This window comes from Mesorhizobium sp. AR07 (assembly GCF_024746815.1).
GTDB lineage: Bacteria > Pseudomonadota > Alphaproteobacteria > Rhizobiales > Rhizobiaceae > Mesorhizobium.
Map to the genome: position 1 here is coordinate 1,935,019 of NZ_CP080525.1, position 26,446 is coordinate 1,961,464.

At 65.4% G+C, this 26,446-nt stretch carries 24 protein-coding genes; 16 read left to right on the top strand and 8 right to left on the bottom strand.

Going from position 1 to position 26,446, the window contains the following annotated elements; all coding sequences use genetic code 11:
- Positions 1 to 440 precede the first annotated feature (440 nt).
- Entirely contained in the window at positions 441 to 1,772 is a 1,332-nt protein-coding gene (locus BPNPMPFG_RS09840) for an APC family permease (protein WP_258595042.1), read from the top strand.
- 146 nt (positions 1,773 to 1,918) lie between these two features.
- On the opposite strand, the gene BPNPMPFG_RS09845 is transcribed toward BPNPMPFG_RS09840, so the two are convergent.
- Positions 1,919 to 2,701, bottom strand: coding sequence for a helix-turn-helix transcriptional regulator (locus BPNPMPFG_RS09845; RefSeq protein WP_258595043.1), 783 nt, complete (start codon positions 2,699 to 2,701; stop codon positions 1,919 to 1,921).
- 140 nt (positions 2,702 to 2,841) lie between these two features.
- On the opposite strand from BPNPMPFG_RS09845, the gene BPNPMPFG_RS09850 reads away from it, so the two are divergent.
- A complete protein-coding gene (locus BPNPMPFG_RS09850; RefSeq protein WP_258595045.1) occupies positions 2,842 to 4,278 on the top strand; it encodes an amidase in 1,437 nt (478 codons plus the stop codon).
- Between the two features lie 29 nt (positions 4,279 to 4,307).
- Here BPNPMPFG_RS09850 and BPNPMPFG_RS09855 read toward each other — a convergent pair whose 3' ends face one another.
- Complete coding sequence (locus BPNPMPFG_RS09855; RefSeq protein WP_258595047.1) at positions 4,308 to 5,492, bottom strand: Gfo/Idh/MocA family protein; 1,185 nt, start codon at positions 5,490 to 5,492, stop codon at positions 4,308 to 4,310.
- Between the two features lie 355 nt (positions 5,493 to 5,847).
- Here BPNPMPFG_RS09855 and BPNPMPFG_RS09860 point away from each other — a divergent pair, with 355 nt between their 5' ends.
- From BPNPMPFG_RS09860 to BPNPMPFG_RS09900, 9 genes are all read left to right on the top strand, one after another.
- Positions 5,848 to 6,741, top strand: coding sequence for a MurR/RpiR family transcriptional regulator (locus tag BPNPMPFG_RS09860; RefSeq protein WP_258595049.1), 894 nt, complete (start codon positions 5,848 to 5,850; stop codon positions 6,739 to 6,741).
- Positions 6,742 to 6,819: 78 nt separating this feature from the next.
- The gene (locus BPNPMPFG_RS09865) at positions 6,820 to 7,602 is read left to right on the top strand and encodes an SDR family oxidoreductase (protein ID WP_258595051.1); all 783 of its coding nucleotides are present in this window, start codon (positions 6,820 to 6,822) and stop codon (positions 7,600 to 7,602) included.
- Positions 7,599 to 9,143, top strand: coding sequence for a mannitol dehydrogenase family protein (locus BPNPMPFG_RS09870; RefSeq protein WP_258595052.1), 1,545 nt, complete (start codon positions 7,599 to 7,601; stop codon positions 9,141 to 9,143). Before BPNPMPFG_RS09865 ends, BPNPMPFG_RS09870 begins: the two co-directional genes overlap by 4 nt.
- A gap of 134 nt (positions 9,144 to 9,277) precedes the next feature.
- A complete protein-coding gene (locus BPNPMPFG_RS09875; protein ID WP_258595054.1) occupies positions 9,278 to 10,195 on the top strand; it encodes a sugar phosphate isomerase/epimerase family protein in 918 nt (305 codons plus the stop codon).
- A gap of 156 nt (positions 10,196 to 10,351) precedes the next feature.
- On the top strand, positions 10,352 to 11,386 hold the full coding sequence (locus tag BPNPMPFG_RS09880; protein WP_258595056.1) for an ABC transporter substrate-binding protein: 1,035 nt from the start codon (positions 10,352 to 10,354) through the stop codon (positions 11,384 to 11,386).
- A 311-nt stretch (positions 11,387 to 11,697) separates the two neighbouring features.
- Positions 11,698 to 13,257: a sugar ABC transporter ATP-binding protein gene (locus BPNPMPFG_RS09885; RefSeq protein ID WP_258595058.1), complete on the top strand. Its 1,560-nt coding sequence runs from the start codon at positions 11,698 to 11,700 to the stop codon at positions 13,255 to 13,257.
- Positions 13,254 to 14,225 carry an ABC transporter permease gene (locus tag BPNPMPFG_RS09890; protein ID WP_258595059.1) on the top strand — a complete coding sequence of 324 codons (972 nt, stop codon included), beginning with the start codon at positions 13,254 to 13,256 and terminating at the stop codon, positions 14,223 to 14,225. Before BPNPMPFG_RS09885 ends, BPNPMPFG_RS09890 begins: the two co-directional genes overlap by 4 nt.
- A gap of 250 nt (positions 14,226 to 14,475) precedes the next feature.
- Entirely contained in the window at positions 14,476 to 15,456 is a 981-nt protein-coding gene (locus tag BPNPMPFG_RS09895) for an ABC transporter permease (protein WP_258595060.1), read from the top strand.
- Between the two features lie 242 nt (positions 15,457 to 15,698).
- Complete coding sequence (locus BPNPMPFG_RS09900; RefSeq protein WP_258595062.1) at positions 15,699 to 16,139, top strand: lipid-binding SYLF domain-containing protein; 441 nt, start codon at positions 15,699 to 15,701, stop codon at positions 16,137 to 16,139.
- 203 nt (positions 16,140 to 16,342) lie between these two features.
- Here the strand turns inward: BPNPMPFG_RS09900 and BPNPMPFG_RS09905 are convergent, their stop codons facing one another.
- Complete coding sequence (locus BPNPMPFG_RS09905) at positions 16,343 to 17,848, bottom strand: helicase HerA domain-containing protein (protein ID WP_258595063.1); 1,506 nt, start codon at positions 17,846 to 17,848, stop codon at positions 16,343 to 16,345.
- Positions 17,849 to 18,335: 487 nt separating this feature from the next.
- On the opposite strand from BPNPMPFG_RS09905, the gene BPNPMPFG_RS09910 reads away from it, so the two are divergent.
- Positions 18,336 to 18,641 (top strand): hypothetical protein, encoded by a 306-nt coding sequence (locus BPNPMPFG_RS09910; RefSeq protein ID WP_258595065.1) that lies wholly within the window; start codon positions 18,336 to 18,338, stop codon positions 18,639 to 18,641.
- 237 nt (positions 18,642 to 18,878) lie between these two features.
- Here BPNPMPFG_RS09910 and BPNPMPFG_RS09915 read toward each other — a convergent pair whose 3' ends face one another.
- The 3 genes from BPNPMPFG_RS09915 to BPNPMPFG_RS09925 all read right to left on the bottom strand — a co-directional run bounded on the left by BPNPMPFG_RS09915 (position 18,879) and on the right by BPNPMPFG_RS09925 (position 21,784).
- Positions 18,879 to 19,709 carry an aldo/keto reductase gene (locus tag BPNPMPFG_RS09915; protein ID WP_258595066.1) on the bottom strand — a complete coding sequence of 277 codons (831 nt, stop codon included), beginning with the start codon at positions 19,707 to 19,709 and terminating at the stop codon, positions 18,879 to 18,881.
- A 135-nt stretch (positions 19,710 to 19,844) separates the two neighbouring features.
- On the bottom strand, positions 19,845 to 20,477 hold the full coding sequence (locus BPNPMPFG_RS09920) for a Vgb family protein (protein WP_258595067.1): 633 nt from the start codon (positions 20,475 to 20,477) through the stop codon (positions 19,845 to 19,847).
- Positions 20,478 to 20,563: 86 nt separating this feature from the next.
- Entirely contained in the window at positions 20,564 to 21,784 is a 1,221-nt protein-coding gene (locus BPNPMPFG_RS09925; protein ID WP_258595068.1) for a helix-turn-helix domain-containing protein, read from the bottom strand.
- Positions 21,785 to 22,113: 329 nt separating this feature from the next.
- On the opposite strand from BPNPMPFG_RS09925, the gene BPNPMPFG_RS09930 reads away from it, so the two are divergent.
- The 4 genes from BPNPMPFG_RS09930 (at position 22,114) to BPNPMPFG_RS09945 (ending at position 24,898) form a co-directional block, all read left to right on the top strand.
- Entirely contained in the window at positions 22,114 to 22,866 is a 753-nt protein-coding gene (locus BPNPMPFG_RS09930; RefSeq protein ID WP_258595070.1) for a DUF899 domain-containing protein, read from the top strand.
- Between the two features lie 282 nt (positions 22,867 to 23,148).
- Positions 23,149 to 23,439: a hypothetical protein gene (locus tag BPNPMPFG_RS09935; RefSeq protein ID WP_258595072.1), complete on the top strand. Its 291-nt coding sequence runs from the start codon at positions 23,149 to 23,151 to the stop codon at positions 23,437 to 23,439.
- Positions 23,436 to 24,440: a zinc-dependent alcohol dehydrogenase family protein gene (locus BPNPMPFG_RS09940; protein WP_258595074.1), complete on the top strand. Its 1,005-nt coding sequence runs from the start codon at positions 23,436 to 23,438 to the stop codon at positions 24,438 to 24,440. Before BPNPMPFG_RS09935 ends, BPNPMPFG_RS09940 begins: the two co-directional genes overlap by 4 nt.
- 185 nt (positions 24,441 to 24,625) lie before the next feature.
- Positions 24,626 to 24,898, top strand: coding sequence for a hypothetical protein (locus BPNPMPFG_RS09945; protein WP_258595076.1), 273 nt, complete (start codon positions 24,626 to 24,628; stop codon positions 24,896 to 24,898).
- A 185-nt stretch (positions 24,899 to 25,083) separates the two neighbouring features.
- On the opposite strand, the gene BPNPMPFG_RS09950 is transcribed toward BPNPMPFG_RS09945, so the two are convergent.
- Both BPNPMPFG_RS09950 and BPNPMPFG_RS09955 read right to left on the bottom strand, forming a co-directional pair.
- A complete protein-coding gene (locus BPNPMPFG_RS09950) occupies positions 25,084 to 25,941 on the bottom strand; it encodes a sigma-70 family RNA polymerase sigma factor (RefSeq protein ID WP_258595078.1) in 858 nt (285 codons plus the stop codon).
- Positions 25,941 to 26,414, bottom strand: a complete 474-nt coding sequence (locus BPNPMPFG_RS09955; protein WP_258595079.1) for a carboxymuconolactone decarboxylase family protein — start codon at positions 26,412 to 26,414, stop codon at positions 25,941 to 25,943. The genes BPNPMPFG_RS09950 and BPNPMPFG_RS09955 overlap by 1 nt, the downstream gene beginning before the upstream one ends.
- Positions 26,415 to 26,446: the final 32 nt, after the last annotated feature.

Consider the following 26,446-nt stretch of genomic DNA (forward strand, 5'->3'; position numbering starts at 1 on the left):
GACAGGGGATGCGAAGAAGCGATATTCGGGCAGGATGGGTCAGCTTTGCTGACACGCCGGCCGTGGTTCGGGGGTCAACAGCAAGTCCTGCCCGTACCCGTCAGAGTCCTTCCGGTCCGGATAGAAGCGGTCATGTTTGGGCGGACCGAGTCCCGCGTCGCCCTCACCCGAACCGCCATCCACGCCCAGCCGGCGCATTCGAATCCACGTCATTCCGTTGAAAAGGTGGCCCGGCAAAGCGGCCGGCCATGCCGCGTCGGTCGGCCGGTCAGGGCCGATTTCGCATAATACCTTGGGGTTATGGTCGCCGTGCGCCGGCTAAGTCATGTTTCCTCTCATCTTCAAGAAATGCGAACGGAAGCCTGCGCGGAACAGTTCGATCTCAAGCCCGCCCTGGTCTCCGGAAAAAGCATCGGACACATCTTCCCGGAGGCGGAACAATGAAAGACACTGTCAAACTCGACCGCGCGCTCGGACTCTGGTCCGTCGTGCTCTTCGGACTGGCCTACATGACGCCGATGATCGTCTTCGGCACCTTTGGGGCGCTGGCGGCGACAAGCCAGGGCACCACCGCGATGGCTTATCTCGTCGCGGCCGCGGCCATCCTTCTCACCGCCATCAGCTACGGCGTCATGGCGCGCGTCTATCCCGTCGCCGGCTCGGCCTATACCTATGCCCGCCGCTCGATCAACCCCAGCGTCGGCTTCCTCGTCGGCTGGGCGGTTCTGCTCGACTATTTCTTCTTGCCGATGGTGATCTGGCTGATCGGTGCCGCCTATCTCACCTCGGCCTTTCCCGCGGTTCCCGCCTGGCTGTGGATCGTCGGCTTCATCGCGCTGACCACGCTGGTCAATGTCGTCGGCATCGCCTTCGCCAACCGCGTCAACTTCATCCTGATGCTGGTGCAGCTTGGCGTGCTCGTCGCCTTCCTGGTGCTGGCCGCCCGCTATGTGGTGGCGCTGAACGGCCCTGGCGGGCTCGTCTCTGTCACGCCCTTCTTCAAGAGCGGCGTGCCCTTCTCCGCCTCGGTCGCGGGTGCGGCAATAGCCGCTTATTCGTTTCTCGGCTTCGATGCGGTGTCGACGCTGACCGAGGAGACCAGGGACGCGCGCCGCACCATGCCGAAGGCGATCCTGATCATCGCGCTCGCCGGCGGCCTGATCTTCATCGCCTCGGCCTATGTCACCCAGCTCGCCCATCCAGGCGCGGATTTCGTCTCGGTCGACGCCGCCGCCACCGAAATCGCCAAGGCCATCGGCGGCGACCTGTTCGTCACCATCTTCCTGGCGACGCTGGTCGTGGCGCAATTCACCTCCGGCCTTGCCGCGCAGGCCAGCGTCGGCCGGCTGCTCTACGCCATGGGGCGCGACACCGTGTTGCCGACCTCGTTCTTCGGCAATCTGCATCCGAAATGGCACACGCCGATCCTCAACCTAATGCTGGTCGGCGCCGTCGGCCTCGCGGCACTGACCATGGACGTCACCACCTCGACATCGTTCATCAATTTCGGCGCCTTCCTCGCCTTCACCGCCGTCAACGTCTCGGTGATCGCTCTCTATCTGAAGCGCGACCAGCAGGTCCGTCCGCTCGGCGTGCTGATCGGGCTGGTCGTCCCGGCGCTGGCGGCGGTCTGCGACCTCTTCCTGCTGTGGAATCTCGACGAGAACGCCAAGGTCCTCGGCCTTATCTGGCTAGCGGTCGGCGTCGTCTATCTCGCCTACCTGACCAGCTTCTTCCAGGTCGCGCCGCCGGAAATGGACTTCGCAGAGTGACGCGGACTTGTTCCAAAGGGTGTTGAGATTCAGGTCAGGCCGAGTCGAAAACGACGGGTTCCGAGAACCGGAGCGGAGCGTACTTTTCGTACGTGAGCACCGGAAGCGCGGGAAACCGCCGTTTGCAGGCCGGCATCACCTGAATATCAGGCGAGGAACAGCCGGAACAGCTCCGCCTGGCTCGATATGGCCAGCTTGGAATAGATCTGCCGGCGATGCACCTTGACGGTGTTGGGCGACAGCGAAAGGACCGCGGCGAGCGAGAGGTTGGAATGCCCCTTGAGAACCAGAGTGACGATTTCAAGCTCGCGCCGGGTCAGCAACGGATGCTCGATCCTCGCCGTTGGGCCCGCGTTCTTGAGGTCAAGCGAGAGGCCAGGAGCATGAAACCAGTGTCGCGCCGCAAGCGCGCAGACGACCGGCGCGGCGGATCTGAACCGCTCCAGTTCGTCCACGGCAAAAAGCGGCGCCGTGCCGGTTCGCGACAGCGACAGAACACCGGCAAAGCCGCTTTCCAGCTTCAGCACGAAACCGATCTCGTCGACGATCTCGGTCGTAGCGTAATGCTGTCGATGATATTCGCTCTGCAGAAAATCGTCGGGCGCCAGCTCCCGCATCACGATCATGCGCTCGGTGCCGTCACTACGAACAGCGTCATAAAACGGGTCCAGCACGAAGGCACCGGCAAGGTAGCGGTCGACGATGATCGAGCGCGCGGCTACGATCTTCTCATTGTAAAGGTCGAAGGCGCGACCGCCCGGCGAATAGAGGAAACCGTTCATCATCTGGAAGGGCGCAAGCAGGCGCAGCGCCGCCGCCAGCGCATCGGGAAATCCGCGCGAGCCGATCGCGTTGGCCGCCGCGCCGAGGCTGGCATTCCAGGCATCGAAGGACGCATGCGAGCCGGCTTGTCTGGCTGCGGACTTCATCGAAACGGTAGACCTCATGCTTGCGGCGTTGGCGAGATTGCGCAGGTGCGCCCGCGCGGCACAAGCACCTATTGCATGTCACAGGTCCTTGCGGGAGGCGAAAACCGCCCGGCATCAAAGCACCCCCGGAGACCCGAACCATGACCCATCCGCTGGACCTGACCGCCAGGGCGATCGCTGACGGCATCCGCTCGGGTGCCTTCAGCGCCGAGACGGTCGTGGGCGAGTCCATCCGCCGCGCCAAGACGGTCAGCCAGACGCTCAATCCCTTCGCCGTCATCCGCGAGGAACAGGCACTGGAAGCGGCGTGCCAGGCCGACCTCGCCGTGGCGCGCGGCGAGGCGACCGGGCCGTTGCATGGGGTGCCGTTCGCGGCCAAGGACCTGACGCCGACCGCCGGCGACCTGACGACGCTCGGTTCATGGACCCGTGGAACCTGGATACCGACGCAGACGGCGCTCTGCATCCGCCGCCTGCAAGCCGCCGGCGCCATCTTGATGGGCAAGACGACGACGCCGGAGTTTGCCTTTTCCAGCTTCACCAACAGCCCGCGTTGGGGCGTTACCCGCAATCCGTGGAACCCGGAGCGCACCAGCGGCGGCTCTTCCGGGGGAGCTGGGGTCGCCGTGGCAACGGGCGTCGTGCCGTTCGCGGAAGGCACGGACATGGGCGGCTCGGTGCGCATTCCAGCTGCCTTCTGCGGTATCGTCGGATTGAAGCCCAGCCTCGGCCGCATCCCGATGACCATCCTGCCCAGCGTGTTCGACAACATCTCGCATTTCGGGCCGCTGGCGCGCAGCGTTGGAGACGCCGTCGCCTTCATGGAGACGGCGGCGGGCGGCAGCGACGAGGACATTGCCTCGCTGCCGATCGGATTCGACGGTTCGGCGGCGCGGACCGGCGGGCTCGAAGGCAAGCGCTTCGCGCTATCGATCGACCTCGGCTATTACGCCATCGCGCCGCAGGTCGAAACGGTCATCCGGCAAGTGGTCGCCGAGATGCGCAAGGCTGGCGCCATCGTCGACGAAGTGCCGATGGGCTGGACGCGCGCCGTCAACGACGAATGGTTCGATCTCTGGTGCGTCTTCATGTCGGCCTTCTTTGGCGGCGAACTCACCGAGCATCGCCACCATATGGACCCGTCAATCGTGTCGATGATCGAACGCGGGCTGGCGATGAACGCGACCGCCTACAAGCGGGTGGAGCTGCTGCGCACCGCGATGTGGCGGGACATGGCGCGGCTTTACGAACGCTACGATGCCCTGCTGTGCCCGACCTGCGCCATCACAGCACCTCCGGTGACCGAGACGGACGACGACTATGCCGCGACGCTGCCCGATGGCCGCTTCAAGGGGCTCGACCTGACCTGTCCCTTCAACATGCTGCCGCAATTGCCGGCGCTGTCGCTGCCCGCCGGATTTGCCGCCGACGGGCTGCCGGTCGGCCTGCAGATCGTCGGGCGGCGCTTCGCCGACGAACAGGTGCTGTCCATGGCGGCGGCCGTGGAAGCGCGGCTGGCCGCCGCCGGCTTCAATACGCCACCGATGGAGGCAGCGGGCCGGTCGTTGGAACGTTGAAGGAGCGATGAGGCGTCATCGTCTCATCCTCACCCAAATCGCGCCGCCGTCCACGCGCCGCTCGCCGCATTCGACTCCACCGCCGCCGCAACGAACTTCACGCCGCGCGCGCCGTCGACGACATCGGGCACCTGCGCCGCACGCGCCGGGTCGACCTCGCCGCCCGAACGATGGGCGCGGATGATGTCGGCGGCGTCGCGGTAGAAATTGGCGAAGGCCTCGATATAGCCTTCGGGGTGCGCCGCCGGCATGCGCGACACGCGCCGGCTCTCTTCGGTCGAGCCATGGCCGCCACGCACCAGCGTGCGCGTTTCCTCGCCGTAGATGGAGAAGCGCAATTCCTCCGGCCGCGCGCCCGACCATTCCAGCCCGGCTCTGTCGCCATAGAGGCGCACGGAGAGATCGTTGTAATGGCCGGGCGATGTCTGGCTCGCGAGGAGCGTGCCGCGCGCCCCGCCTGTCCAGCGCACCAGCACATGCGCATTGTCGTCGAGCCGCCGTCCCGGCACCGCGGTGAACAGGTCGGCCGACACCGCCTCGGCCTCGCAGCCCGAAATGTAGCTCGCTAGGTTGAAGGCATGCACGCCGATATCGGCCAGCACCGCCGACTGCCCTGCCCTTGCCGGATCGGTGCGCCATTCCGCCTGCTTCTGGCCCTCGGCATCGATCGGCCTGGTCAGCCAGTCCTGGATGTAGGCGCCATGCACGGAGACGATGCGCCCCAGCTCGCCCGCCGCCACCATTTCGCGCGCCTGCCGAACCATGGCGTATCCGGTGTTGTTGAGGGTGACGACGAAGCGGCGCTTTTTCGCCCGCGCCAGCGCCACCAGCGCTTCAGCCTCGCCCAATGTCGTCGACAACGGCTTGTCGCAGATCACGTCGATGCCGGCCTCGAGAAAGGCGGTTGCGATCGGCGCGTGCAGATGGTTGGGCGTGACGATGACGACAGCTTCGATGCCGTCCGGTCGCGCGGCTTCGGCCTGTGCCATGACCCGATAATCGGCATAGCTGCGCTCCGGCGCGATGCCGATCTCGGCGGCCGAGGCGGCGGCGTTTTCAGGGTCCGAGGACAGCGCCCCGGCGACCAGCACGATCTGGTCGTCAAGGCGCATCGCCAGCCGGTGCACGGCGCCGATGAAGGCGTTGCGGCCGCCGCCGACCATGCCGACCCGCAAACGTTGGCGTGTCGATCCGTCCGATGTTGCATAGACCATTTTCAAATTCCTCCAGATATCCCGCTAATTCCTTGACATAGGTCTTGAGCATTCGAGCCAACGCCCACCGTCGAGTTCTGTGGCGCCCCCCTCTGTCCTGCCGGACATCTCCCCCACAAGGAGGGGGATTGGCAGCTTGGTCGCCGGCGCCATTCTTGCGACATCCGAGATTGGCGAAGGCAGTCGTGGCAGCCGATCTCCCCCCGCGTGGGGGAGATGTCCGGCAGGACAGAGGGGGGCGCCGTAGAGCACTACTCGAGCAGTTCACGTCCTTCTCCGAGGCCACGGCCTTCCAGTCGAACACGATTTCCAATTTCCATATTGTAAAACGTTCGTGCCGCGCTAGCCTGAAATCATGAGTGGGGCTGGCAAATCATCGGGACGGTCCATTACCGACGAGGCTGCGACGCGCAAGCGCGGACGCTCGCTGGCGGCGCTCGGCTACATCCAGCCGCGGACCTATGAGGAACTGCGCGCGGTGCTGTCGTCCGGCACGGTGCATTTCCCCAAGCGGCTGCGCCAGGTCGCGATCTTCCTTTGGCAGCATCCGAGCGATGTGGCGCTCGGCACCATCGCCCAGGTGGCGGCACAGGCCGGCGTGCAGCCCTCGACGCTGGTGCGGTTCGCCCAGATCTTCGGCTATGCCGGCTTTTCCGATTTCCAGGGCCTGTTTAAGGACCACGTCAAGGGATCCTGGCCGGACGGGCGCGGCGAGCAGCGGACCGAGGCCGAGCCCAACGCCAATCTGCATTTCCTGCACGGCATGGTCGGCGCCTCGCAGGCTTCGCTTGGCCGCATCGAGAGCGGCTTCGACGTTGAGAGTTTCGACAAGATGGTCACGCTGCTGGCAGCCGCCGACCTGATCTATGTCATCGGCTCCAAGCGCGCCTTTCCCGTCACCACCTATCTGTCGCTGACGCTCTCGCAGCAAGGCGTGCGCAACGTGCTGGTCGACAATGTCGGCTCCACCGCGCTCGACCAGGTCGGCTGCATCGGCAAGCGGGATGCAGTGCTGGCGGTCTCCTTCAGCCCCTACAATTCGATCACACCCGACCTTGTCGCGGTGGCGCATGAGCGCAGCGCCCGCATCGTCACCATCACTGACAGCACCTTCAGCCCGCTGATCCGGCTGTCTGACACCTGGCTTGAAGTGGTCGAGTCCGACTTTGCCGGCTTCCGCTCGCTGGCGGCGTCGCTCGCCGTCGGCATGGCGCTGGTCCATGGCGTCGTCGCCCGCCGCGGCACGTGAGGCGCTACTGGCACAATTGACTATCGGGAATTGACGTTCCATATCTGGAAAAATAGAAACTTTGTTCCGGGAGGAGGAATGGAGATCAGGCTCGACGGCAAGGTGGTGCTGGTCACCGGCGCGACGCAAGGCATCGGCCGCGCCATCGCCGAGACGCTGGCGCGTTCGGGCGCCGGCGGCCTGCTGGTCACCGGCCGCGAGAAAGCGCGCGGCGATCCCGTGGCGGCCGAGCTTTCCCAGTTGGGCACGCCGACTGTCTTCGTCGCCGCCGACCTCTCCGACCCGCAAGCCCCCGCCCTGCTGGCGCAGGCCTGCATCGAGCGCTTCGGCCGCATCGATGCGCTGGTCAACGCCGCCGGCCTGACCGACCGCGCGTCCTTCCTCGATGCCAATCTCGACGACTGGGCATCGCTGTTCGCCGTCAACGCGCGGGCGCCGTTCTTCCTGATGCAGGCGGCGATCGCCGACATGAAGAATCGCGGCCTGGGCGGCGCCATCGTCAACATTCTGTCGATCAACGCGCATTGCGGCTCGCCGGAGCTCGCCGTCTATTCCGCCAGCAAGGGCGCGCTGGCGACGCTGACCAAGAACGCCGCCAACGCTCATCGCTTCGACCGCATCCGCGTCAACGGCATCAATGTCGGCTGGACCGACACGCCGGCCGAGCGCGCCATGCAGGCCGACACGCTCGGTCATGGCCCAGGCTGGCTCGACGCCGCCAACGCCGCGCAGCCTTTCGGCCGTCTGTTCTCGACGAACGATATCGCGAACCTCGCCGTCTTCCTGCTTTCCGACGCGGCGGGACCGATGACCGGCACGCTGGTCGACCAGGAACAGTGGGTGATCGGGGCGAACCGGTGAGCGTAGCTTCTGCATCGCCCGAAGGGCTTGGCCCGGCACTGCTTAGCCGGCTTCCATCCTCCGTGCAGAAGCCGGCCTATGACCGCGCGGCGCTCGCGCCCGGCATGGCGCATCTGGGCGTCGGCGCCTTCCACCGCTGCCATCAGGCCGAATACACCGACGATCTGCTGGCCAGCCATTTCGACCGCTGGGGCGTGGTCGGCATCAACATTCGCCCGCCCAGCCTCACCGAGACGCTCGGCCGGCAAGGCGGCCTCTACACGCGGTTGATCCGCGAGAACCAACGCATCGAGGCGCGCGTCATCGGAAGCATCGTCAAGGTGGTCGACAGCCAGTCCAGTGCCGCCCCGGCGCTCGACGTGCTGTCCTCAGCTGACATCGACCTGGTGACGATGACGGTGACCGAAAAAGGCTATTGCCACATCCCGTCAAGCGGCGAACTCGATCTCGACCATCCCGACATCGTCCACGACCTCGCCAACCCCGGGACACCGCGCAGCGTGCCCGGCATATTGGCGCGGGCGCTGGAGCTGCGCCGGGCCACGCATGGAAGGCCGCTGACGCTGCTCTCCTGCGACAACATTCAGACCAACGGCGTCATCCTGGCCAATGTCGTGCAGGCTTTTGCCGAACGACGCGGCAATGGTCTCATCGACTGGATTGCGGCCAACGCCACCTTCCCTTCGGCCATGGTCGACCGCATCGCGCCGGCGGTCACGCAAGCCGATCTCGACAGCGTCGAGCAGCGCCATGGCTACCGCGATGCCGCCGTCGTCGTCGGCGAGCCGTTCCGGCAATGGGTGATCGAACAAAAGTTCGCCGGCCGCATGCCGCGCTGGGATCGCGTCGGCGCGACCTTCGTCGATGACGTCACACCGTTCGAGCATCTCAAGATGCGGGTGCTCAACGGCGCCCAGACGACGCTTGCCACGCTCGGCGTGCTGGCCGGCCTCGAACACACATTCGATGCCATCGCCGATCCGTTGCTGTCGGCCTTCGTGCGGCGCATGCTGGTCGAGGAGACGCTGCCGACGCTGCTGCCGGTGCCTGATATGGAGCCATTGGCCTATGTCGAGCAGAGCCTCGGCCGGCTGAAGAACACCGCGATCCGCCACCGCAACCACCAGATCGCCACCGACGGCTCGCAGAAGATCGTCCAGCGCCTGCTCAACCCGATCCGCGACCGGCTCGGACAAGGCGCAAGCATCGGGCTGCTGCCGGTGCCGGTCGCCGGCTGGATGGCCTATCTGATCCAGGCCTCGGAAAAATTCGGCAAACGCTGGCCGGTGTCGGACCCCTATGCCGGCAAGGTCGCCGCGATTGCCGACGCAACCGGCCGCGATCCACACGCGTTGGCCGCCGGCGTCCTTGCCATAGACACGATTTTCGACCCCGGCCTTGCCGCGAACGACACGTTTCGCAAGGCCGTCATTTCAGCGCTCGGCGCGCTGCTTTCGGACGATCCGATGGCGGCCGTCAGGCACAGTCTGCAACAAGGTGAGGCCGCACGGTTGAAGCGGCCCTCACAATCGGCATTATAGCTATCGGTCGTGAAGTCGCGAGCCGAGCAATTCCAGGAAAAGTGTGAAACGGTTTTCCGTCCGGAATTGCCTCAAGAACAAAGGGATAGAGCGGTTCTTCGTTTCCGTGAAACGATGAACCGTTCTAGGGAGGCATGATGAAACTTGGAGTGCTCACCGCACCATTCGCGGAGACGCCGCTTGGCGAGGTCGCCAGCTGGGCAAGCTCGGCCGGCTTCGAGGCGCTGGAAATCGCCTGCTGGCCGAAATCCTCGGGCGCCAGCCGCCGCTATGCCGGCACCAGCCATATCGACGCCGCCTCGACCTCCGCTTCGCAGGCGAAGGAAATCGTCGCTTCACTGGCGGAGAAGAACCTTTCCGTCTCCGGCCTCGGCTATTATCCCAACCCGCTGCATCCCGATCCCGCCCACCGCGAGGCGGTGATCGGCCATCTGAAGAAGGTGATCGTGCTGGCCGCCAATATGGGCGTGCCCGCCGTCAACACCTTCTGCGGCGGCGACGCCTCGAAAACCGTCGACGTCAACTGGCAGGACGCGCTCACGGTCTGGCCCGAAATCATCGCCCATGCGCGCGACCATGGCGTCAAGCTCGCCTTCGAGAACTGCCCGATGATCTTCAGCTATGACGAGTGGCCGGGCGGGCACAACATCGCCTATTCGCCGCTGGTCTGGCGCCGCATCCTCGAAGCCTGGGGCGGCGATGTCGGCATGAATTTCGACCCGTCGCACCTGGTCTGGCAGATGATCGACCAGGCCCGCTTCATCAGGGAATTCGGCCCCTACATGCTGCATGTCCACGCCAAAGACCTGATGATTGATCATGATGGACTCTATGAGCGCGGAATCCTTTCGGCTGGCATAGGCTGGCAGGTGCCGCGCATGCCGGGGCTCGGCGATGTCGACTGGAACGGCTTCTTCTCCGGCCTCTACCGGGCCGGCTATGACGGGCCTATCATCATCGAACACGAGGACCGTCGGTTCGAAGGCAGCGACGACAAGGTCAAGCGGGGTTTCCTGCTCGCCCGCGACGTGCTGCGTCCGTTCGTCAAATGACGGCGCACATGCATGTTGCCCAAAAATGCGTGGCGGTTTTGGGAACACGACAAGCATAGGAAGAGGAAATTAAGGCGCGCCGCATGAATCTCTTTACAAACGACGCGGTTTAACGACTTGAAACTGAACTGAAAAACAATGTGGAGGAAGTTTGACATGAAAAAATACCTGACCATGGTCCCGCTACTTGCCGGCGCGGCCTTCCTGGCTTCGGTGGGCGCCTCGTCCGCCGCGGGCAAATACACGATCGGCATCTCCAACACCGTGCAGGGCAATGGCTGGCGCGAGGAGATGGTCTGCGCCATGAAGGCGCAAGCGCTGGCTTCCGGCGAGGTCGCCAAGCTCAACATCGCCCACCGCAACACCGACGCGGCCGGCCAGTTGGAAGACATCCGCAACCTGATCAGCGCCAAGGTCGACGCCATCGTCGTCAACCCGGCCGATCCGGCCGGCATCAAGGCGGGCCTCGAGGAAGCCACCAAGGCCGGCATCGTCGTCGTCGCCGTCGACCAGGCGGTCACCGAGCCGTCGGCCTACATCATCTCCAACAACCAGGAACAATACGCCTATCTCGGCGCCAAATGGCTGTTTGGCCAGATGGGCGGCAAGGGCGAGGTGTTCTACATGCGTGGTGCGGCCGGCGCGTCCGCCGACAGCGATCGCGACAAGGGCTTCAAGAAGGCGCTGGCCGAATTCCCCAACGTGAAGGTCGCGCAGGAAGTTTTCACCGGCTGGCAGCAGGACCAGGCCAAGCAGCAGATGCTGTCCTTCCTCGCCACCGGCACGCCGTTCAACGGCGTGTGGACCTCCGGCATCGACAACGTCATCGTCGACGCGCTGGTCGAGTCGCAGGCGCCGTTGGTGCCGGTGGTCGGCGCCGACAATGCCGGCTTCGTCGGCCAGCTGAGCTCCGTCAAGGGCCTCGTCGGCGCTGCCGTCACCAACCCCGGCTCGATCGGCGGCGCCGGCGTGACGCTCGCCCTGCAGATCCTCGACGGCAAGAAGCCGGCACAGCAGACCGTGCTGGTCAACCCGCAGCTTTGGGACAACGCCACCGAGGAAGGCAAGGCCAAGCTGAAGGCCGCCGCCGATCCGTCGCTGAGCCCAGAATGGCCGGTGTCGATCTCGATCCCCGACTGGACGACGTACACGAAGGACCAGATCGTGGCGTGCAAGGGCCCGGGCGAGTAAGCACTGCTTTGAATTGCATGGCGAGGACGGCGGCTGCCATCCTCGCCATGCAAGGATTTGACAGGTTAGCGCTCTACGGCGCCCCCCTCTGTCCTGCCGGACATCTCCCCCTCAAGGGGGGAGATTGGGCAGTTCCGGCGCCGGCCTTCGTCTTGCAACGTTGAAAATTGCCGAAAGCCAAGGTGACAGCCAATCTCCCCCCTCGAGGGGGAGATGTCCGGCAGGACAGAGGGGGGCGCCGTAGAGTATCAGCCCATCAAGACAGTCGGGCTCCATAACATTTAAACAGCTTAGAACGAGAACCCAGCAACTTGACCGCCAACCCCCTCCTAGACGCCACCGGCGTCGCCAAGAATTACGGCGCGGTGGCAGCACTTCGCAACGCGTCGCTGTCGGTGCTGCCGGGCGAGGTTCATGCGCTGATGGGCGCCAATGGCGCCGGCAAGTCGACGCTGGTGAAGATCCTGACCGGCGCCATCCAGGCCAACGCCGGGCGCATCCTGATCCGGGGCGAGGCGCGCGACGTGCGCTCGCCCGCCGCGGCGCGCCGCGCCGGCCTTTTGCCCGTCTACCAGGAGCCGTCGCTGATCCCCGATCTCGACGTGCTGTCCAATCTGCGGCTGACCGGCACGCCGGTCGAGCCGTTCCGCGCCTGGGTGCGCGAACTCGGCATTCCCGACCTCGACATCCGCGACACCGCGCGCGACATTCCGCTGGCCGTGCTGCGCGTACTTGACCTGGCGCGTGCGCTGGCCGTCGAGCCCGACGTGCTGCTGCTCGATGAGATGACGGCAGCCCTGCCCGCCAACCTCGCCGAAAAGGTGCTGGAAGTGGTGCGCCGCCAGGGCGACAGCGGCCGCGCGGTGATCTTCATCTCGCACCGCTTCGTTGAGATCTCGGCGCTGTGCGACCGCGCCACCGTGCTGCGCGACGGCGAGACCGTCGGCGTCGTCGACATCGTGCCCGGCGTCGAGGAAAAGATCGTCGAGCTGATGCTCGGCGCCCGCATCGAAAAGACCCATGTCGCCGCCCGCAGCGCTGCCCAAAAGGCCGCGCCCGCCCCTGCCCGCCCGCGGCTCTCCGTGCGCAATTTGCGTGTCGGCACCAAGCTCAACGACGTCTCCTTCGATCTCGCCGATGGCGAGGTCGCCGGCGTCGTCGCGCTCGAAGGCCAAGGCCAGGACGAGCTGTTCGCCGCCCTTGCCGGTTCGATCCGGCCCTCGGGCGGCACCATCGAGGTCGACGGCCAGCCGGCGAAATTTTCGCATCCCATCGATGCCATCCGCGCCGGCCTCGCCTATGTGCCGGGCGACCGCGCCGAGGCGCTGGCCATGCAGCGCTCGGTGCGCGAGAACATCGCACTGCCCTTCAGCGCCGCCCTGCGCAACTGGGGGCCTATCCGCATGCGCCAGGAGCGCGCCAAGGTGGTCAGCGCCATCGAACGGCTGCAGATCGACACCCGCGCGCAAGGCGAAGTGCAGCGCCTGTCCGGCGGCAACCAGCAGAAGGTGACCATCGCCCGCTGGATCGCCGCCGATACGCGGACCCTGCTGTGTTTCGACCCGACGCGCGGCATCGATGTCGGCACCAAGCAGGAGATCTACAAATTGCTGCGCGAGCTCGCCGGCCACGGCAAGTCGGTGCTGTTCTACACCTCCGAGCTGGAAGAAGTGCAGCGCGTCTGCGACCGCGTCATCGTCATCTTCGGCGGCCGCGTTGTTGACATCTTCCCGGTCGAGGAGGCCGACGAGCCGGCGCTGATGCGCGCCGCCTACGGCCTGCCGCGAGGCGCCAAGGCGGATGTCGGCATCCTCGCCGATCCTCACTCTTCTTCTCCGGAGACCTCGAATTCGCCTGGGGCGACGCCATGAACCATTTCCTGCGTCGCCAGGGCTGGGTCGCCGGCCTGTTCGTCCTCTTCGTCGTGCTGTTCATCGTCACAAAACTGATCCAGCCGGCCTATGGCAGCAACGATTTCGGCTCGCTGGTGCGCGCCGTGCTGCCTTACGCCTTTGCCGTCGCCGCGCAGGCCGTCGTCGTCATCGCCGGTGGCATCGACCTGTCGGTCGCCGCCATGATGGCGCTGACCAGCGTCACCGCCGCCTCGATGATGGCCGGTGCCAGCGAGGAATACGCGCTGTTCGTGGTGCCCTTCGTGCTCGCCATGGGCTTCGTGCTCGGTGCCGTCAACGGCTTGCTGATCGTCGTCACCCGCGTGCCCGACATCGTCGTCACGCTGGCCACTCTGTTCGTGCTGCAAGGGGCTGCCCTGTTGGTGCTCGACGCACCGGGCGGTGCCGCCGCCGAATGGCTGAAGGCGCTGATCTCGGGCACCGTGCCGATACCGGGCCTGCCCGACGGCATCGACGCCTGGCTGCCGAAGGCGCTGCTGGTGCTGATCGTCTGCCTCTGCATCATCTGGATTCCGCTCAGGCGCTCACGCCTCGGTCTCTCCATCTACGCCATCGGCTCGAGCGAACTGGCGGCGTTCCGCAGCGGCGTGCCGGTGGCGCGCACCCGCATCATCGCCTACGCGCTGTCGGGCCTGTTCGCAGCGATGGGCGGGCTGGCGCTGACCATGAGCACCGGCATCGGCGCCCCCATCCCCGGCCCCTATCTGCTCGCCAGCGTGGCAGCCGTGGTGCTGGGCGGCGTGGCACTCGGCGGCGGCAAGGGCGGCCTGCTCGGCCCCATCGTCGCCGTCTTCGTGCTGCGGCTGGTGCGCACCGACCTGACGCTGCTCGCCATCGACCCCAACGTCACCGCCATCATCGAAGGCGCCATCATGGTCGCCGTGGTGATGTTCGGCGCCTTCATCACCATGAGGGGGCGGAAGTAGTGGCAAATCCATGTGAGCTCGGCGATCCTTCGCGCCCCCCTCTGTCCTGCCGGACATCTCCCCCTCCAGGGGGGAGATCGGATATCGTCACCGATTTCGCTTCTTTTCGACGTTGTAGAAGGAACGCCAGCGGCGAAGCTGCCAATCTCCCCACTGGAGGGGGAGATGTCCGGCAGGACAGAGGGGGGCGCCGTAGAGTACCATCCTTCCCCGGCACCAACACCACGCGAACCCAATCGCGAGCAGCGTCATGAGCACAACCGCGATCACCCCCGTCCCCTTCGGCCGCCGCGTCAAACGCTTCATGGCCGACCGGCCGCTGATCCCGCTGGTCATCCTGCTCGTCATCCTGGTGGTGATCCTGCAGATCCTGCGTCCCGGCATCGTCAACGAGCGCTGGATCGCCAACACCATCAAATTCGCCATACCGCTTGCGATCCTCGCCGGCTGCCAGACCATGACCATGCTGACCGGCGGCATCGACCTCTCGGTCGGCACGGTGGCGACGATGAGCGCCTTCATCATGGCCACCCAAGTCGTCAACCAGGACCCGGCGCTGGCCTTCCTGCTGGCGATGATGCCGGCGGTGCTGATCGGCCTGGTCAACGGCATCGGCGTCGGCGTCTTCCGCGTCCATCCGCTGATCATGACGCTGGGCACCAGCCTGATCGGCACCGGCTGCCTGCAGGTCTACCAGCGCACGGTGATCGCGTCCGGCGCCAAGATCCCCGACTTCCTCGCCTGGCTCGGCACCGGCGTCACCTGGGGCATGCCGAACGCCCTGCTGCTGTTCGTGCCGCTGGCGGCGCTGATCGTCTTCACGCTGAACCGCACCGGCTTCGGCCGCCTGCTCTACGCCGTCGGCGACAATGAGCGCGCAACGCGCCTGTCGGGCGTGCGCTACTGGCAGGTCATCACTGCGCTCTACATCACCTCCAGCGTGCTCGCCGGCATCACCGGCCTGCTCTATATCGGTCTGATCAAGGCCCCTTCCCTGTCGCTTGCCGAACCCTTGGTCCTGCCTTCGGTGGCTGCAGCGGTGATCGGCGGCACCTCGATCTTCGGCGGCCGCGGCGGCTACACCGGCACCATTATCGGCGCCCTGATCCTCACCGTGCTGACGACGCTGCTGACCATCCTGCAGATGCCGGAGGGGGCAAGGCGGATATTGTTCGGGCTGATCGTGCTGTTTGTCACGGCGGCTTACCTGCGGATTGTGGAGGAGCGGTAGAGGGTGGAGGCAACTGCTTTGGGCCGAAAGCGGAAGGTTGGCTTGCGGTCGCCGAGAAAGGAGAGCGGACCTCAGGTCCACGTGACACCAGCCAAAACTAGTCTCGCCATCGGCCTCGTTTCGCGGCGGTCTTCTCGCAGCCGGATTCCATGTGCTTGGAACCAATGACGGGCCAGACTGTTTTGATACGACGCCGACGTCCCGGCCGGCTGGGTAAACAGCGATCTTGAGGAGCTCTCATCATGAACATTTCGTCCAGATTTCGTTCAGTCTCGGTTGCCGTGATCGCCGCCGCGGGAGTTAGCTTTGCCAGCGCTGCGCACGCCGACAGCGGTACGATCCGCTTCGCCATATACAAGGCGGCCTTCTTCGTCGGCGGCTCCGGCGGCGAGGGCACGCTGACCTTCCATGGCCGCAAGTATCCCATTTCAGTCGGCGGCGTCTCGGGCGGCCTCGCCTTCGGGGTCTCCAAGACCTATTTCCAAGGCACCGTTCGCCACATTCGCCGCGCCCGAGATGTGACCGGGGTGTACGGTGCAGCGGGCGGTGGCGGCGCGCTCGGCAAAGGCGCCCAGGTGATCGTCATGACCAATGACAAGGGCGCTCAACTCGAACTCTCGGGCAAGCAGGTGGGCCTGCAAATCAACGCCGATCTCAGCGGCATGAGCATCTCGGTGAGGTAGGGCTGTCACTCCGTTCGTTTTTCCTTGGATGGGCAAGCAGCCGGACCGAAAAGTCCTGAGTGCGGTCGATGATGGCCATGGCAAGCGCATGAACCGACGGCAGCTTTGGGCAAGCGTCCTCGAATCCTGAACGGCCGACATGAGGTTGCAAAGCTTCTTCCAGCCTGGTCCAGCGGTGCTTTCTTAATTCGCACCCTACCCCATCACACCGCCAGACTCCCCTGCTCCACCTCCCCAGCATTGGGATCGCCCGGTGCAGTCGCCCAAGCCAATTCAACCAGCGTCACCGTCCGCCGACCCACCCCGTCGAGCTGACAGACGATCAGGCCTTGCTCCTCGATATAGGTCAGCAGGCGCCGGGCGCGGCGTAGCGAGTGGGAGCCGTAGGCGCGGGCGATCGCGGCGTCGCTCGGGCACGGCCAGCCCTCCTTCGCCGCCCGCGCGATCATCATGAACACGCCCTGCATATCCTCGGGCAGCAGCGAGGCGCGCACCGAGACGTCCTGCCAGGCGTCATCGCCTGCCGCCATGTCGGAGCCGAGGCCGGCGCGGGCGCGCGTCAGCATGCGGCGGAACTCCGGCAAATCGGGCACGACCGAGGCGAGGCCTTCGATACGGCAGCGCACCACGAACTCCTGGTAAAGCACGCCGATGACCCTGAAGCCCGCGTCAGGTTGGGCGAGGATGGCGCGTAGCACGCGGTCGACGCGCTCACGGCGCTCGGCCAGATCCTCGGCGCTGATTTGCGGTTCCACCGGCTCGGGGCGGAATTCGAGCGCCGCCGACTTCGCCGCCATCAGCTGGTCGAGCAGGTCCGGCGACGTCGTCCGGCGCTGCGTCCGCACCGTCTCCGGCGGCGGCGCGGCCAGGATGATGGCGCGTGCGTCCTCAAGCGCTGATTCCGGAAGCGGCATCAGCCTTGGCGTGCCGTTGCGCGGACTTGTATCGGTCGGGCCGATACGCAGGCCGAGCGGCCGGCGCGACAGCGCCGGGCCGAGGGCCATGAACTGCCCACGCTCCAGGTCGCGAAAAGCCTCCGCCTGCCGCCGCTCCATGCCGAGCAGGTCGGCGGCACGCGCCATGTCGATGTCGAGAAAGGTGCGGCCCATGAGGAAATTGGACGCCTCGGCGGCGACATTCTTGGCGAGCTTGGCCAGCCGCTGGGTGGCGATGATGCCGGCAAGCCCGCGCTTGCGGCCACGGCACATCAGATTGGTCATGGCGCCGAGCGAGAGCTTGCGCGCCTCGTCGGACACCTCGCCGGCCACCGCCGGCGCGAACAGCTGCGCCTCGTCCACCACCACCAGCATCGGATACCAGTGGTCGCGGGCGACTTCGAACAGCCCGCCGAGGAAGGCGGCGGCGCGCCGCATCTGGTTCTCGGCGTCGAGCCCTTCGAGATTGAGCACTGTGGAGACGCGGTGGATGCGCGCCCGCTCGCCCGCAGCCTGCAGGCCGCGCTCGGTATGTTCTTCGGCATCGATCACCAGATGGCCGAAACGCTCGCCCAGCGACACGAAGTCGCCTTCGGGGTCGATGATGGTCTGCTGCACCCAGGGGGCACTCTGCTCCAGCAGCCGGCGCAAGAGATGCGATTTGCCGGAACCCGAATTGCCCTGCACCAGAAGGCGGGTCGCCAGCAGCTCTTCGAGATCCAGCGTCGCCGGGGCGCCCGCGGTCGTGTGTCCCATCTCGATCGCAACGGTCATTTCGACTCAGGCGCTCCTTTCGCAGACGGGCTTATCAAGGGGATTACAGCCCGTCGAGCGCGGCATCGGGGTTGTACAGGAACAGGTGGCGCCTGTGGATAGAAACCTCTTGTTCACCATGGGCCGGCATTCCGATTGAAGACGTCCGCCAGGCGCTTAGCCTGATCCTGCATTGCGTCCCCAACGTGGTGCGTCCCTAACCCCACCCGTGGCGACCGGCGTCTTCAAGTTCTCTCCAACCCGTATACGTCGGTCGCCAATTTTGCCCGATCCGCCTAGAGCATGATCCCGAAAAGTGGAAACCGGTTTTCGGACAAGATCATGCTCAAACAACAAAGAGATAGAGCCCCATCCCGATTCCATCGGGATGGAACAGGCTCTAGTTCCTACGTCGTCCAAACTTGCTCACTGGCGCAAACTTTGGGTTGACCGCCCCGGAGCGTGAGGCGACACTTCCCCGACGCTAGAGGTGCGAGGAGGAATTGCGATGGATGAGCCCGAACGGTGGCGCCACATGTCGACGGCGCCGAGGGATGGCAGCCGCATCCTGGTCACGGTTCGCCCGTCCGAACAGGGGCCGGCGGAAGTCGACCTTGCCTATTGGTCGCGCGCCGACCAGTTCGCCAGCGAGGGCTGGCGCGCTTCGGATTCCTCGCCGGGGCGCGTCGTCGAATATGCCGATCCGGAACTGAAATGCTGGATGCCGCTGCCGACAGCCAACCTCAGCCGCGCGTCGATGCCGGCGCCCTGGGAAGGCGACGACGCCCAGCAACTGGACGGCTCGGGGATTTGAGGGTTGGCGAAAGCGGTGAAGCGGCCAATCTCCCCCCTTGCGCGGGAGATGTCCGGCAGGACAGAGGGGGGTGTGAAGAAACGCCATCTTTCGATTTCAACCATTCCTACCGAAAACCTGTTGAAGGCACGGCTACATCCGATCGTCGGGTCGGCGGGACAGCACCCCCCTCTGCCCTGCCGGGCATCTCCCCCGCAAGGGGGGAGATCGGCAGTTTCGCTGCCAGCCCAGCTCCCCTCAGAACAAAAACGAAGCCGTCGCCGGGTTCGGGCCAGTGCGGCCGTCGGGCGAATCCATGCCACGGATCGTCTCGAGGTCCTGCGCGTCCAGTTCGAAATCGAAGACGTCGAAATTGGCGGCGATGCGATCCTGGCGGATCGACTTTGGAATGACGATCAGCCCTTCCTGAAGGTGCCAGCGGATGATCGTCTGCGCTGGGGATTTGCCATGCTTCCTGGCAATGCCAGATATGGTCGGGTCGCTCAGCAGCCGGCCGCTGCCCAGCGGGCTCCAGCTTTCGATGCGGATGTCGTGCCCAGCATGAAAGTCCCTGAGGCCGCGCTGCTGGAAGCGGGGATGCAGTTCGATCTGGTTGACGACCGGCGTCACACCGGTCTCGCCGATGATGCGCTCCAGATGGTTCTGGTTGAAATTCGAAACGCCGATCGATTTGATGCGACCGGCCTGTTTCAGTTCGACCAGCGTCTTCCAAGCCTCGACATATTTGTCCTGGCTGGGCACCGGCCAGTGGATCAGGAACAGGTCGAGCTGCTCGATGCCGAGCTTTTCCATCGTCTCGTCGAAGGCGCGCAGGGCCGCATCGCGCTGGTGCGCGCCATTGCGCAGTTTGGAGGTGATGAACAACTCATCTCGCGGCACGTCGGCACCGCGGATCGCCTGGCCGACGCCCTCCTCGTTCTGGTAGCCTTCGGCGGTGTCGATCAGGCGATAGCCGGCCTCGATCCCCCAGCCCACCACCTCAGCGGTGATGTTCTGGTCGACCTGCCACACACCAAGGCCCAGCTGGGGAATGGCGGAGCCGTCGTTCAACGCAATCTGTTCAGTCATGGGAGATCCTTTGCAAAGCTGTTCCAGGGCGGTCCGCCCGGTGCACAGCCTATCTAGGATCGCGATGCGGCAACGGCCAGCCAACAGCGGACAAATCTGTCGGGGCGATTTGGAATCGTGTTGTCGAGCAACGGCCTATCGGGGCCGCCGCACGGCGCGCAAGACCCCGGCGGACACACTGCCGCAAAAGAGGCGGTCGCCGCCATCGGATTCCAACCCGGAAACGCCCATGCCAGGCGGCATGTCGAGCTTCTCCAGAACCTTGCCGGTTTGCGCGTCGACGCGACGCAGATCGCTCTGGTCGCCTTCCCAGGTGGCGTGCCATAACTCGCCGTCAACCCACGTCACCCCGGTGACGAAGCGGTTGGATTCGATGGTGCGCAGGATTGCCCCGGTCTCGGGGTCGACCTGATGGATCTTGCGCTCCCGGTACTGCCCCACCCAGAGCGTCCCTTCGGCCCAGGTGAGCCCGGAATCGCCGCCGCCGCCGGGCGCTGGGATGGTGGCCAGCACCGCCCCGGTATCGGGGTCGATCTTCTGGATTCGATCGTTGGCAAGCTGGAAGAAATGCCGGCCGTCATAGGCCGTGCCGGCGTGTGCCGCGACATCGATCGCGCGCAGCGCCTGCCCGCTTTCTGGATCGAAGGCGGTCAGCTTCTCGCCCGAGGCAAACCAGACATTGTTGCCGTCAAAACTCACTCCATGCACCCTCTCCACATCCGGAAAGGGTCCGTATTCGCGCAGGATTTCGGCCGCTGAGTGTTTCATATCTTGATCCTCACCATGTCGTCCTTGCTTCTTTGCCAGAGCATCATCTCTTCCGAAAACCGGATTCCACTTTCCAGGATCCTGCTTTAGCCGTTCGGTAGCGGTGCCGGGAGTAACAAGGTGGTCGTGAATCCCGCCACCGGCGGTGTCACCCAGCGGCGCGCCCGGCCGTGCCCGAACGACTGCGCCTTGCCGGCCTCGCCAAGCTGCTCCAGCGCCCGCTGCACGCTGCGCTGGCCGGTGCCAAGCGCCAGTGCCAGCGCCGAACTCGCCCAGGATTCACCATCGGCGAGCAAGGCCAGCACCGCCGCATGCCGCTCCTCGATCGGTCGCGCCAGCACCACCACCTCGCGCGCCTGGCTTGGCGCCAGCGCGAAGCCTCGCGGCGTGGCATTGATGTCGGCCAGCGTCCGCAGTTCGGCGCGCAGCCGGCCTATCTCGACCCGCAGCCGCGCCCGATGCGATTCATCGGCGTGCCTGCCGCCAAAGGCCTGTGCGATAAGCGTCGCCCGCGACACATCCGCCGGCCACGCTTCGGCGAGCGTGCGCGCCAGCGCAAACAGCACCGCGCGGGTTGCCAGTGAGACCGTGGTTTCCTGCTTGCGCACGAGATAGCGCAAGGCATCGACGACCAGCGCCGGCGATGCCTGCAGCGCTTCGACCTCCTCAAGCAGCAGCGGGCGCTGCCGGCCCTGCACGATCAGCCGCGCCGCCGGCGTCTCCAGCGCCAGGAAGGCGCTGTCGACCTCGGCCATCAGTCCCGGAATGCCGGCCCGGCGGGCGGCGTGGCGGGCCCATTCCAACGCCGTGCGCGCGGCTTTCGTCTTCAGGCGCCGCATCGCGATGCCGGCGACGGCCAGTTCGTGCGCGGCTCTCGAGGCCGGCGGGAGCGGCGCCGGGTCGAGCCCGGCCAGCACCTCTTCGGCCTCGTCAAGGCGCCCGATCAGCAGCAGGCGCCGCACTTTGAGATGGCCGGCATGCGCGGCGTTCAGCCGGTCGCCATGCTTTTCCAGCGTCGCCCGCGCCGCATCCAGCGCTTTGGCCGGCCAGCCGAGGTCACGCGAGACCAGCGCGATCTCGGCTTCGGCGACGACGCATCTGGCGCGCGCCACAGCCTCTTTCGCGCCGAAGGCGCGCGCGGCCCGCCGCAGCAGCACCTTGGCGCGGTCGAGGTCGCCGAGCTGCGCCATGGCGATGCCGCGCAGCGCCAGCGCCGGCGCGTCCTCGCGCAAGGCGACGCGGTCCAGCGCGCCGAGCGGATCACCCGCCGCCAGCGCCAGTGCCGCTGCCGTGATCAGCGAGTCCATTCAAATCCCGTCACACTTGTAACTCCCAGCCCTGCGCGTCACGGCCCTAACTTAAGTCACCGCCGCCAGCCAGCAAGCCGTATCGGCAACAGGCGGCACGCCAAGGGAGCACACTGACCATGCCTGACACCGCCGATCCAACCCTCCACGCAACGAACGACATGGCTGGGCGCAACGGGCGCCATCCCTGCTGCGGCGGGCCAGTCCATTCAAATCCCGCCACGTTTGTAACGCCCACGGCAGCACTTCACTCCCCTGCCCTGCCGCACGATCAGCAACCAACAACACACCGCAACGATGCGACGACAGACTGACAAAGGAGACGACCAATGACCAAGCACACCGCAATGAAGACCCCGCCGATCGTTTCAAGACAGGAATGGGAAGCCGAGCGCGAAAAAATGCTGGTGAAGGAGAAGGCGACGCTGCGCGCCAAGGACGCGCTGGCCGCCGAGCGCCGGCGCATGCCGTGGATGGAAGTCGACAAGGCCTATGTCTTCGAGGGGCCGAATGGCAAGGCGAGTTTGCTCGATCTGTTCGAAGGCCGCCGCCAGCTGATCGTCTACCGCGCCTTCTTCGAGCCGGGCGTGTTCGGCTGGCCCGATCACGCTTGCCGCGGCTGTTCGCTCGGCGCCGATCAGGTCGGCCATCTCGCCCATCTCAACGCCCGCAACACCACGCTTGCCTACGCCTCGCGCGCACCGCAGGCCGACATTGCGCGGTTGAAGAAGAAGATGGGCTGGGAGATGCCTTGGTACACCATCACCGACAGCTTCGACAAGGATTTCGGCGTCGACGAATGGCACGGCCACAACATCTTCATCCACGACGGCGACCGCGTGTTCCGCACCTATTTCATCAACAGCCGCGGCGACGAGGCGATGGGCACCGTCTGGAGCTACCTCGACGCGACGCCGCTCGGCCGCCAGGAGATCTGGGAGGACTCGCCCGAAGGCTATCCGCAGACCCCGCTCTACAGCTGGTGGAACTGGCACGACAATTACGACGCCGGGCACGACAAGACATGGGCCGACGTGTCGGCTGCCGGCGAGGCGGCGTTCCGGGACAAGGGCGAGAATTAAAATCTGGCGAGAAACGGTGGCGCACGCTCCAGCTTGGTTTCCTCTCCCTCACGCAGTGGGGGAGAGGTGGCTCGGCGAAGCCGAGACGGGGTGGGAGCTGCGCCCTACGAAGGCCCCCACTCCGGCCGCTTCGCGGCCACCTCTCCCCCGCCTTTGGCAGGGGCGAGGAACCCAAGTCCTGGAAGGCTGCGTCGCAATCTTTCTACCTCCCCTTGTGGGGAGGTCGGACCGCAGGTCCGGGTGGGGGTACTCCACGCTCGAACCATCAAGGGAAAAGGAACCATGAGCGATATCCACAGAGGCGCCGGCGGCGCGGCCCCCGAAAACACCAACGCCACCCCTTTCGGCATCGCCGATTGGCTGTGCCTCGCCGCCGCCCCCACCTTCGCCCTGATGGCGCTGCTCACCTGCATTCGAGGTGACGATGCGGCCATGCTGTGCATGGGTGGAAATACCTCGCCGCTCGCTGGCCAACCCTTAACCGGAATGCCGGCAATGTACCTTCTGATGAGCGCCTTCCATCTGGCGCCCTGGCTGAGGGTGATGTCCGGCCGGCAGGTTCGCCAACCATGAGGCTGGTCAGGCTGAGAGCGCCGGGTGGCTTGGACAAGCTCGAGCTGGTCGAGGAAGATCATCGCCAGCCAGGCCCGGGTGACGTGCTGGTCAGGATCCGGGCCTGCTCGTTGAGCCTGCGTGACGATTTCGTGGCGCAAGGCAAGATGCCGCTCGCCGACGGCCGCGTTCCGCTGTCCGACGGCGCCGGCGAGGTGATTGCCATCGGCGACGATGTCGATGCGTTCAAGGTCGCGGACAACGTCGTCAGCACCTTCTACCCCTGGTGGCTGGACGGTGACATGACGCCCTCCACCAGGCGCGACATTCCGGGAGAGAGTTTTGATGGCTTCGCCAGCCAGTATGTGTGCATGCCGGCGCAAGCCTTCACCAGGGCACCTGTGGGCTATACGCATGTGGAGGCGGCATCGCTCACTTGCACCGGTGTTACCGCCTGGCGCGGCCTGGTCGTATGCGGCAAGGTGAAGCCCGGCGACACCGTGCTGGTGCTCGGCACGGGCAGCGTATCGCTGTTTGCGCTGCAATTCGCCAAAGCCGCGGGCGCCCGGGTCATCGCCACGTCGTCCGACGACGAGAAGCTGGAAAAGCTCGAGCGCCTCGGCGCCGACGCCGTCATCAACTACAAGGCCGTGCCGGACTGGGGCCGAAAGGCCAGGGATTTGACGGACGGACGCGGTGTCGATCATGTGATCGAGGTCGGCGGCCCCGCCACGCTGGCGCAGTCGATAACCGCCTGCCGCACAGGCGGCCACATCGCACTGATCGGCGTCCTCACCGGCTTTGCGGCGGAAGTGTCGATCCCGGCCCTGTTTTCGAACCAGATCCGTGTCAGCGGGATTTCGATCGGCAGCAGAGCGGCCCAACAGGACATGATCCGGGCCATAGAGGTCAACCGCCTGAAGCCCGTCATCGACCGCCGTTTTTCGCTTGAGGACATTGCCGCCGCCTTCACGCACTACGAATCGCAAAAGCACTTCGGCAAGGTCTGTCTCGAACTTTGAGCATTCCCAGATTGCCGAGACCGTTCGGGCGCGATTTCGCCATCGCGAACGGTGACCACCTCACCCGCAATACATCAGCAACAGCTAATTGACAGCCCGAAAGAAACGGCGCTCACTGGCTGCACAGGTGGCTCGTTACATCAGGCGGGCGATGTCGACCGCCGGCGTCACCTTGGGAGGATGCCATGCCGACAGTCATTGGCCATCACAACATCACGAAAGACAGCAAGCACTGGCTCAATTCACCCAAGCGCAAGGAGCTTTTCGGCTCCCTTGGGATCACCAACATCCGCACTTTCGTCGATCCGCAGAACCCCAAACGAGTGGCTCTGATGATGGACGTTCCGGACATGGATGCCCTCAAGGCAATGATGCAGAGCAAGAAAGCCGCTGACGCGATGGCCTTCGATGGCGTGGTGCCGGAGTCGCTGGTCATCCTGGTCCAAGCGAAAGGCTAAGGCACTTCCAGGAAAAGTGTGAAACGGTTTCTGGAATGCTCCAAGGTGTGTTGAGATTCAGGTCAGGCCGAGCCGAAAATGATGGCTTTCGAGAACCGGAGCGGAGCGGACATTTGGGTCCGTGAGCACCGGAAGCGCAGAAAGCCGTCGTTTGCAGGCCGGCATCACCTGAATATCAACACAGCTTAATGCAGGTGCCTGAGCTTGTCGGGGTTGCGCACCACATAGATGGCCGCGATCTTTCCACCCTCGATGTCGAGGGCGGTCGTCTGCAGTTCGCCATCGGCTTCCAGCGTGACGAATCCGGGCAATCCGTTGACGAAACCGACGCGAACAAGTTTCGAGCCGTTCTTCTGAAGCCAGGCCGCGACACGCTGGTATTGTGCCATGACGGCATCGAACCCCAGGGCCGGCTCCCTGGCCGCCGGACGCTTTCCGCCACCATCGGCATGGGCGCTGACATCGGCCGTCAGCATCGCGCCGAGCGCCTTCATGTTGCCGCTGCGCGAGGCGGCGAAAAAGGCCTCGGCGAGTTCGAGGCCGCGTTGCTTTTCCACCTTGAAACGAGGTCTCGCCTCGCGGACATGGGTACGCGCGCGGGCAGCGAGCTGGCGGCAGGCGGCGGGTTCGCGCTGGATGGCGGCGGCTACCTCCTCAAATTCCAGCCCGAACACATCGTGCAGCAGAAAGGCCGCCCGCTCGAGCGGAGAGAGACGTTCCAGCACCAGCATCATCGGCAAGGTGACGTCTTCCACCTCATCCTCTTCCACGATGGGATCGGGAAGCCAGGGGCCGACATAGGTCTCGCGCTGGCGGCGCGCGGATTTGAGCTGGTCGAGACAAAGCCGCGTGACGGTGCGGCGCAGGAACGCCTCGGGTTCGCGTACCGCGCTGCGGTCGGCCTTCATCCAGCGGATGAAGGCCTCCTGCACGACATCCTCGGCGTCCGCCACGGAACCCAACATGCGGTAGGCGACACGCATCAGCGTCGGACGCAGCGGGGCGAACCCCGCCGCCGCATGCTCGGCCCCTGCGTTCGCCATCAGGCGGCCGCCGCCTTTGCGGCGGATCTGATCGTCGCCGGATCGGCCCAGCCGCCGAACCCGACCGCAAGGCGGTTGTAGCCATTGATGACATTGATCATCAAGGTGAGCTTGACCTGTTCTTCTTTCGTGAACTCGGCGTCTAGGGCGTCATAGGCACTTTCGTGCGTATGGCCTTCGCAAATCCGCGTCAGCGCCTCGGTCCAGCCGAGCGCGGCGCGTTCGCGATCGGTGTAGCAAGGCGCCTCGCGCCAGGCCGAAAGCAGGTAGATGCGCTGCTCGGTTTCGCCGTCCTCGCGCGCAAACACCGTGTGCATGTTGAGGCAGTTGGCGCAGCCATTGATCTGGGACGCACGAATCTTCACAAGCTCGGCCAGGCTGGGCTCGAGGCTGGAGGAAATGGCAAAGGATGCGCGCTGCCATTCCTTCATCAGCGAGGGAGCAGCGGCGAAGAGATCGAGTTTGGCTGTCATGATTGGCCTCCTTCTGTTGGTGCCGACATCAT

Excerpts from the sequence above, each read along its gene's own strand:
- BPNPMPFG_RS09915 (WP_258595066.1), bottom strand. The coding sequence starts at position 19,709 with ATGACTGAACAGATTGCGTTGAACGACGGCTCCGCCATTCCCCAGCTG.
- BPNPMPFG_RS09930 (WP_258595070.1), top strand. The coding sequence starts at position 22,114 with ATGACCAAGCACACCGCAATGAAGACCCCGCCGATCGTTTCAAGACAG.
- BPNPMPFG_RS09950 (WP_258595078.1), bottom strand. The coding sequence starts at position 25,941 with ATGGCGAACGCAGGGGCCGAGCATGCGGCGGCGGGGTTCGCCCCGCTG.
- BPNPMPFG_RS09955 (WP_258595079.1), bottom strand. The coding sequence starts at position 26,414 with ATGACAGCCAAACTCGATCTCTTCGCCGCTGCTCCCTCGCTGATGAAG.
- BPNPMPFG_RS09900 (WP_258595062.1), top strand. The coding sequence starts at position 15,699 with ATGAACATTTCGTCCAGATTTCGTTCAGTCTCGGTTGCCGTGATCGCC.
- BPNPMPFG_RS09865 (WP_258595051.1), top strand. The coding sequence starts at position 6,820 with ATGGAGATCAGGCTCGACGGCAAGGTGGTGCTGGTCACCGGCGCGACG.
- BPNPMPFG_RS09895 (WP_258595060.1), top strand. The coding sequence starts at position 14,476 with ATGAGCACAACCGCGATCACCCCCGTCCCCTTCGGCCGCCGCGTCAAA.
- BPNPMPFG_RS09840 (WP_258595042.1), top strand. The coding sequence starts at position 441 with ATGAAAGACACTGTCAAACTCGACCGCGCGCTCGGACTCTGGTCCGTC.
- BPNPMPFG_RS09850 (WP_258595045.1), top strand. The coding sequence starts at position 2,842 with ATGACCCATCCGCTGGACCTGACCGCCAGGGCGATCGCTGACGGCATC.
- BPNPMPFG_RS09880 (WP_258595056.1), top strand. The coding sequence starts at position 10,352 with ATGAAAAAATACCTGACCATGGTCCCGCTACTTGCCGGCGCGGCCTTC.
- BPNPMPFG_RS09845 (WP_258595043.1), bottom strand. The coding sequence starts at position 2,701 with ATGAAGTCCGCAGCCAGACAAGCCGGCTCGCATGCGTCCTTCGATGCC.
- BPNPMPFG_RS09860 (WP_258595049.1), top strand. The coding sequence starts at position 5,848 with ATGAGTGGGGCTGGCAAATCATCGGGACGGTCCATTACCGACGAGGCT.
- BPNPMPFG_RS09875 (WP_258595054.1), top strand. The coding sequence starts at position 9,278 with ATGATGAAACTTGGAGTGCTCACCGCACCATTCGCGGAGACGCCGCTT.
- BPNPMPFG_RS09855 (WP_258595047.1), bottom strand. The coding sequence starts at position 5,492 with ATGGTCTATGCAACATCGGACGGATCGACACGCCAACGTTTGCGGGTC.
- BPNPMPFG_RS09905 (WP_258595063.1), bottom strand. The coding sequence starts at position 17,848 with ATGACCGTTGCGATCGAGATGGGACACACGACCGCGGGCGCCCCGGCG.
- BPNPMPFG_RS09890 (WP_258595059.1), top strand. The coding sequence starts at position 13,254 with ATGAACCATTTCCTGCGTCGCCAGGGCTGGGTCGCCGGCCTGTTCGTC.
- BPNPMPFG_RS09925 (WP_258595068.1), bottom strand. The coding sequence starts at position 21,784 with ATGGACTCGCTGATCACGGCAGCGGCACTGGCGCTGGCGGCGGGTGAT.
- BPNPMPFG_RS09945 (WP_258595076.1), top strand. The coding sequence starts at position 24,626 with ATGCCGACAGTCATTGGCCATCACAACATCACGAAAGACAGCAAGCAC.
- BPNPMPFG_RS09910 (WP_258595065.1), top strand. The coding sequence starts at position 18,336 with ATGGATGAGCCCGAACGGTGGCGCCACATGTCGACGGCGCCGAGGGAT.
- BPNPMPFG_RS09920 (WP_258595067.1), bottom strand. The coding sequence starts at position 20,477 with ATGAAACACTCAGCGGCCGAAATCCTGCGCGAATACGGACCCTTTCCG.
- BPNPMPFG_RS09940 (WP_258595074.1), top strand. The coding sequence starts at position 23,436 with ATGAGGCTGGTCAGGCTGAGAGCGCCGGGTGGCTTGGACAAGCTCGAG.
- BPNPMPFG_RS09935 (WP_258595072.1), top strand. The coding sequence starts at position 23,149 with ATGAGCGATATCCACAGAGGCGCCGGCGGCGCGGCCCCCGAAAACACC.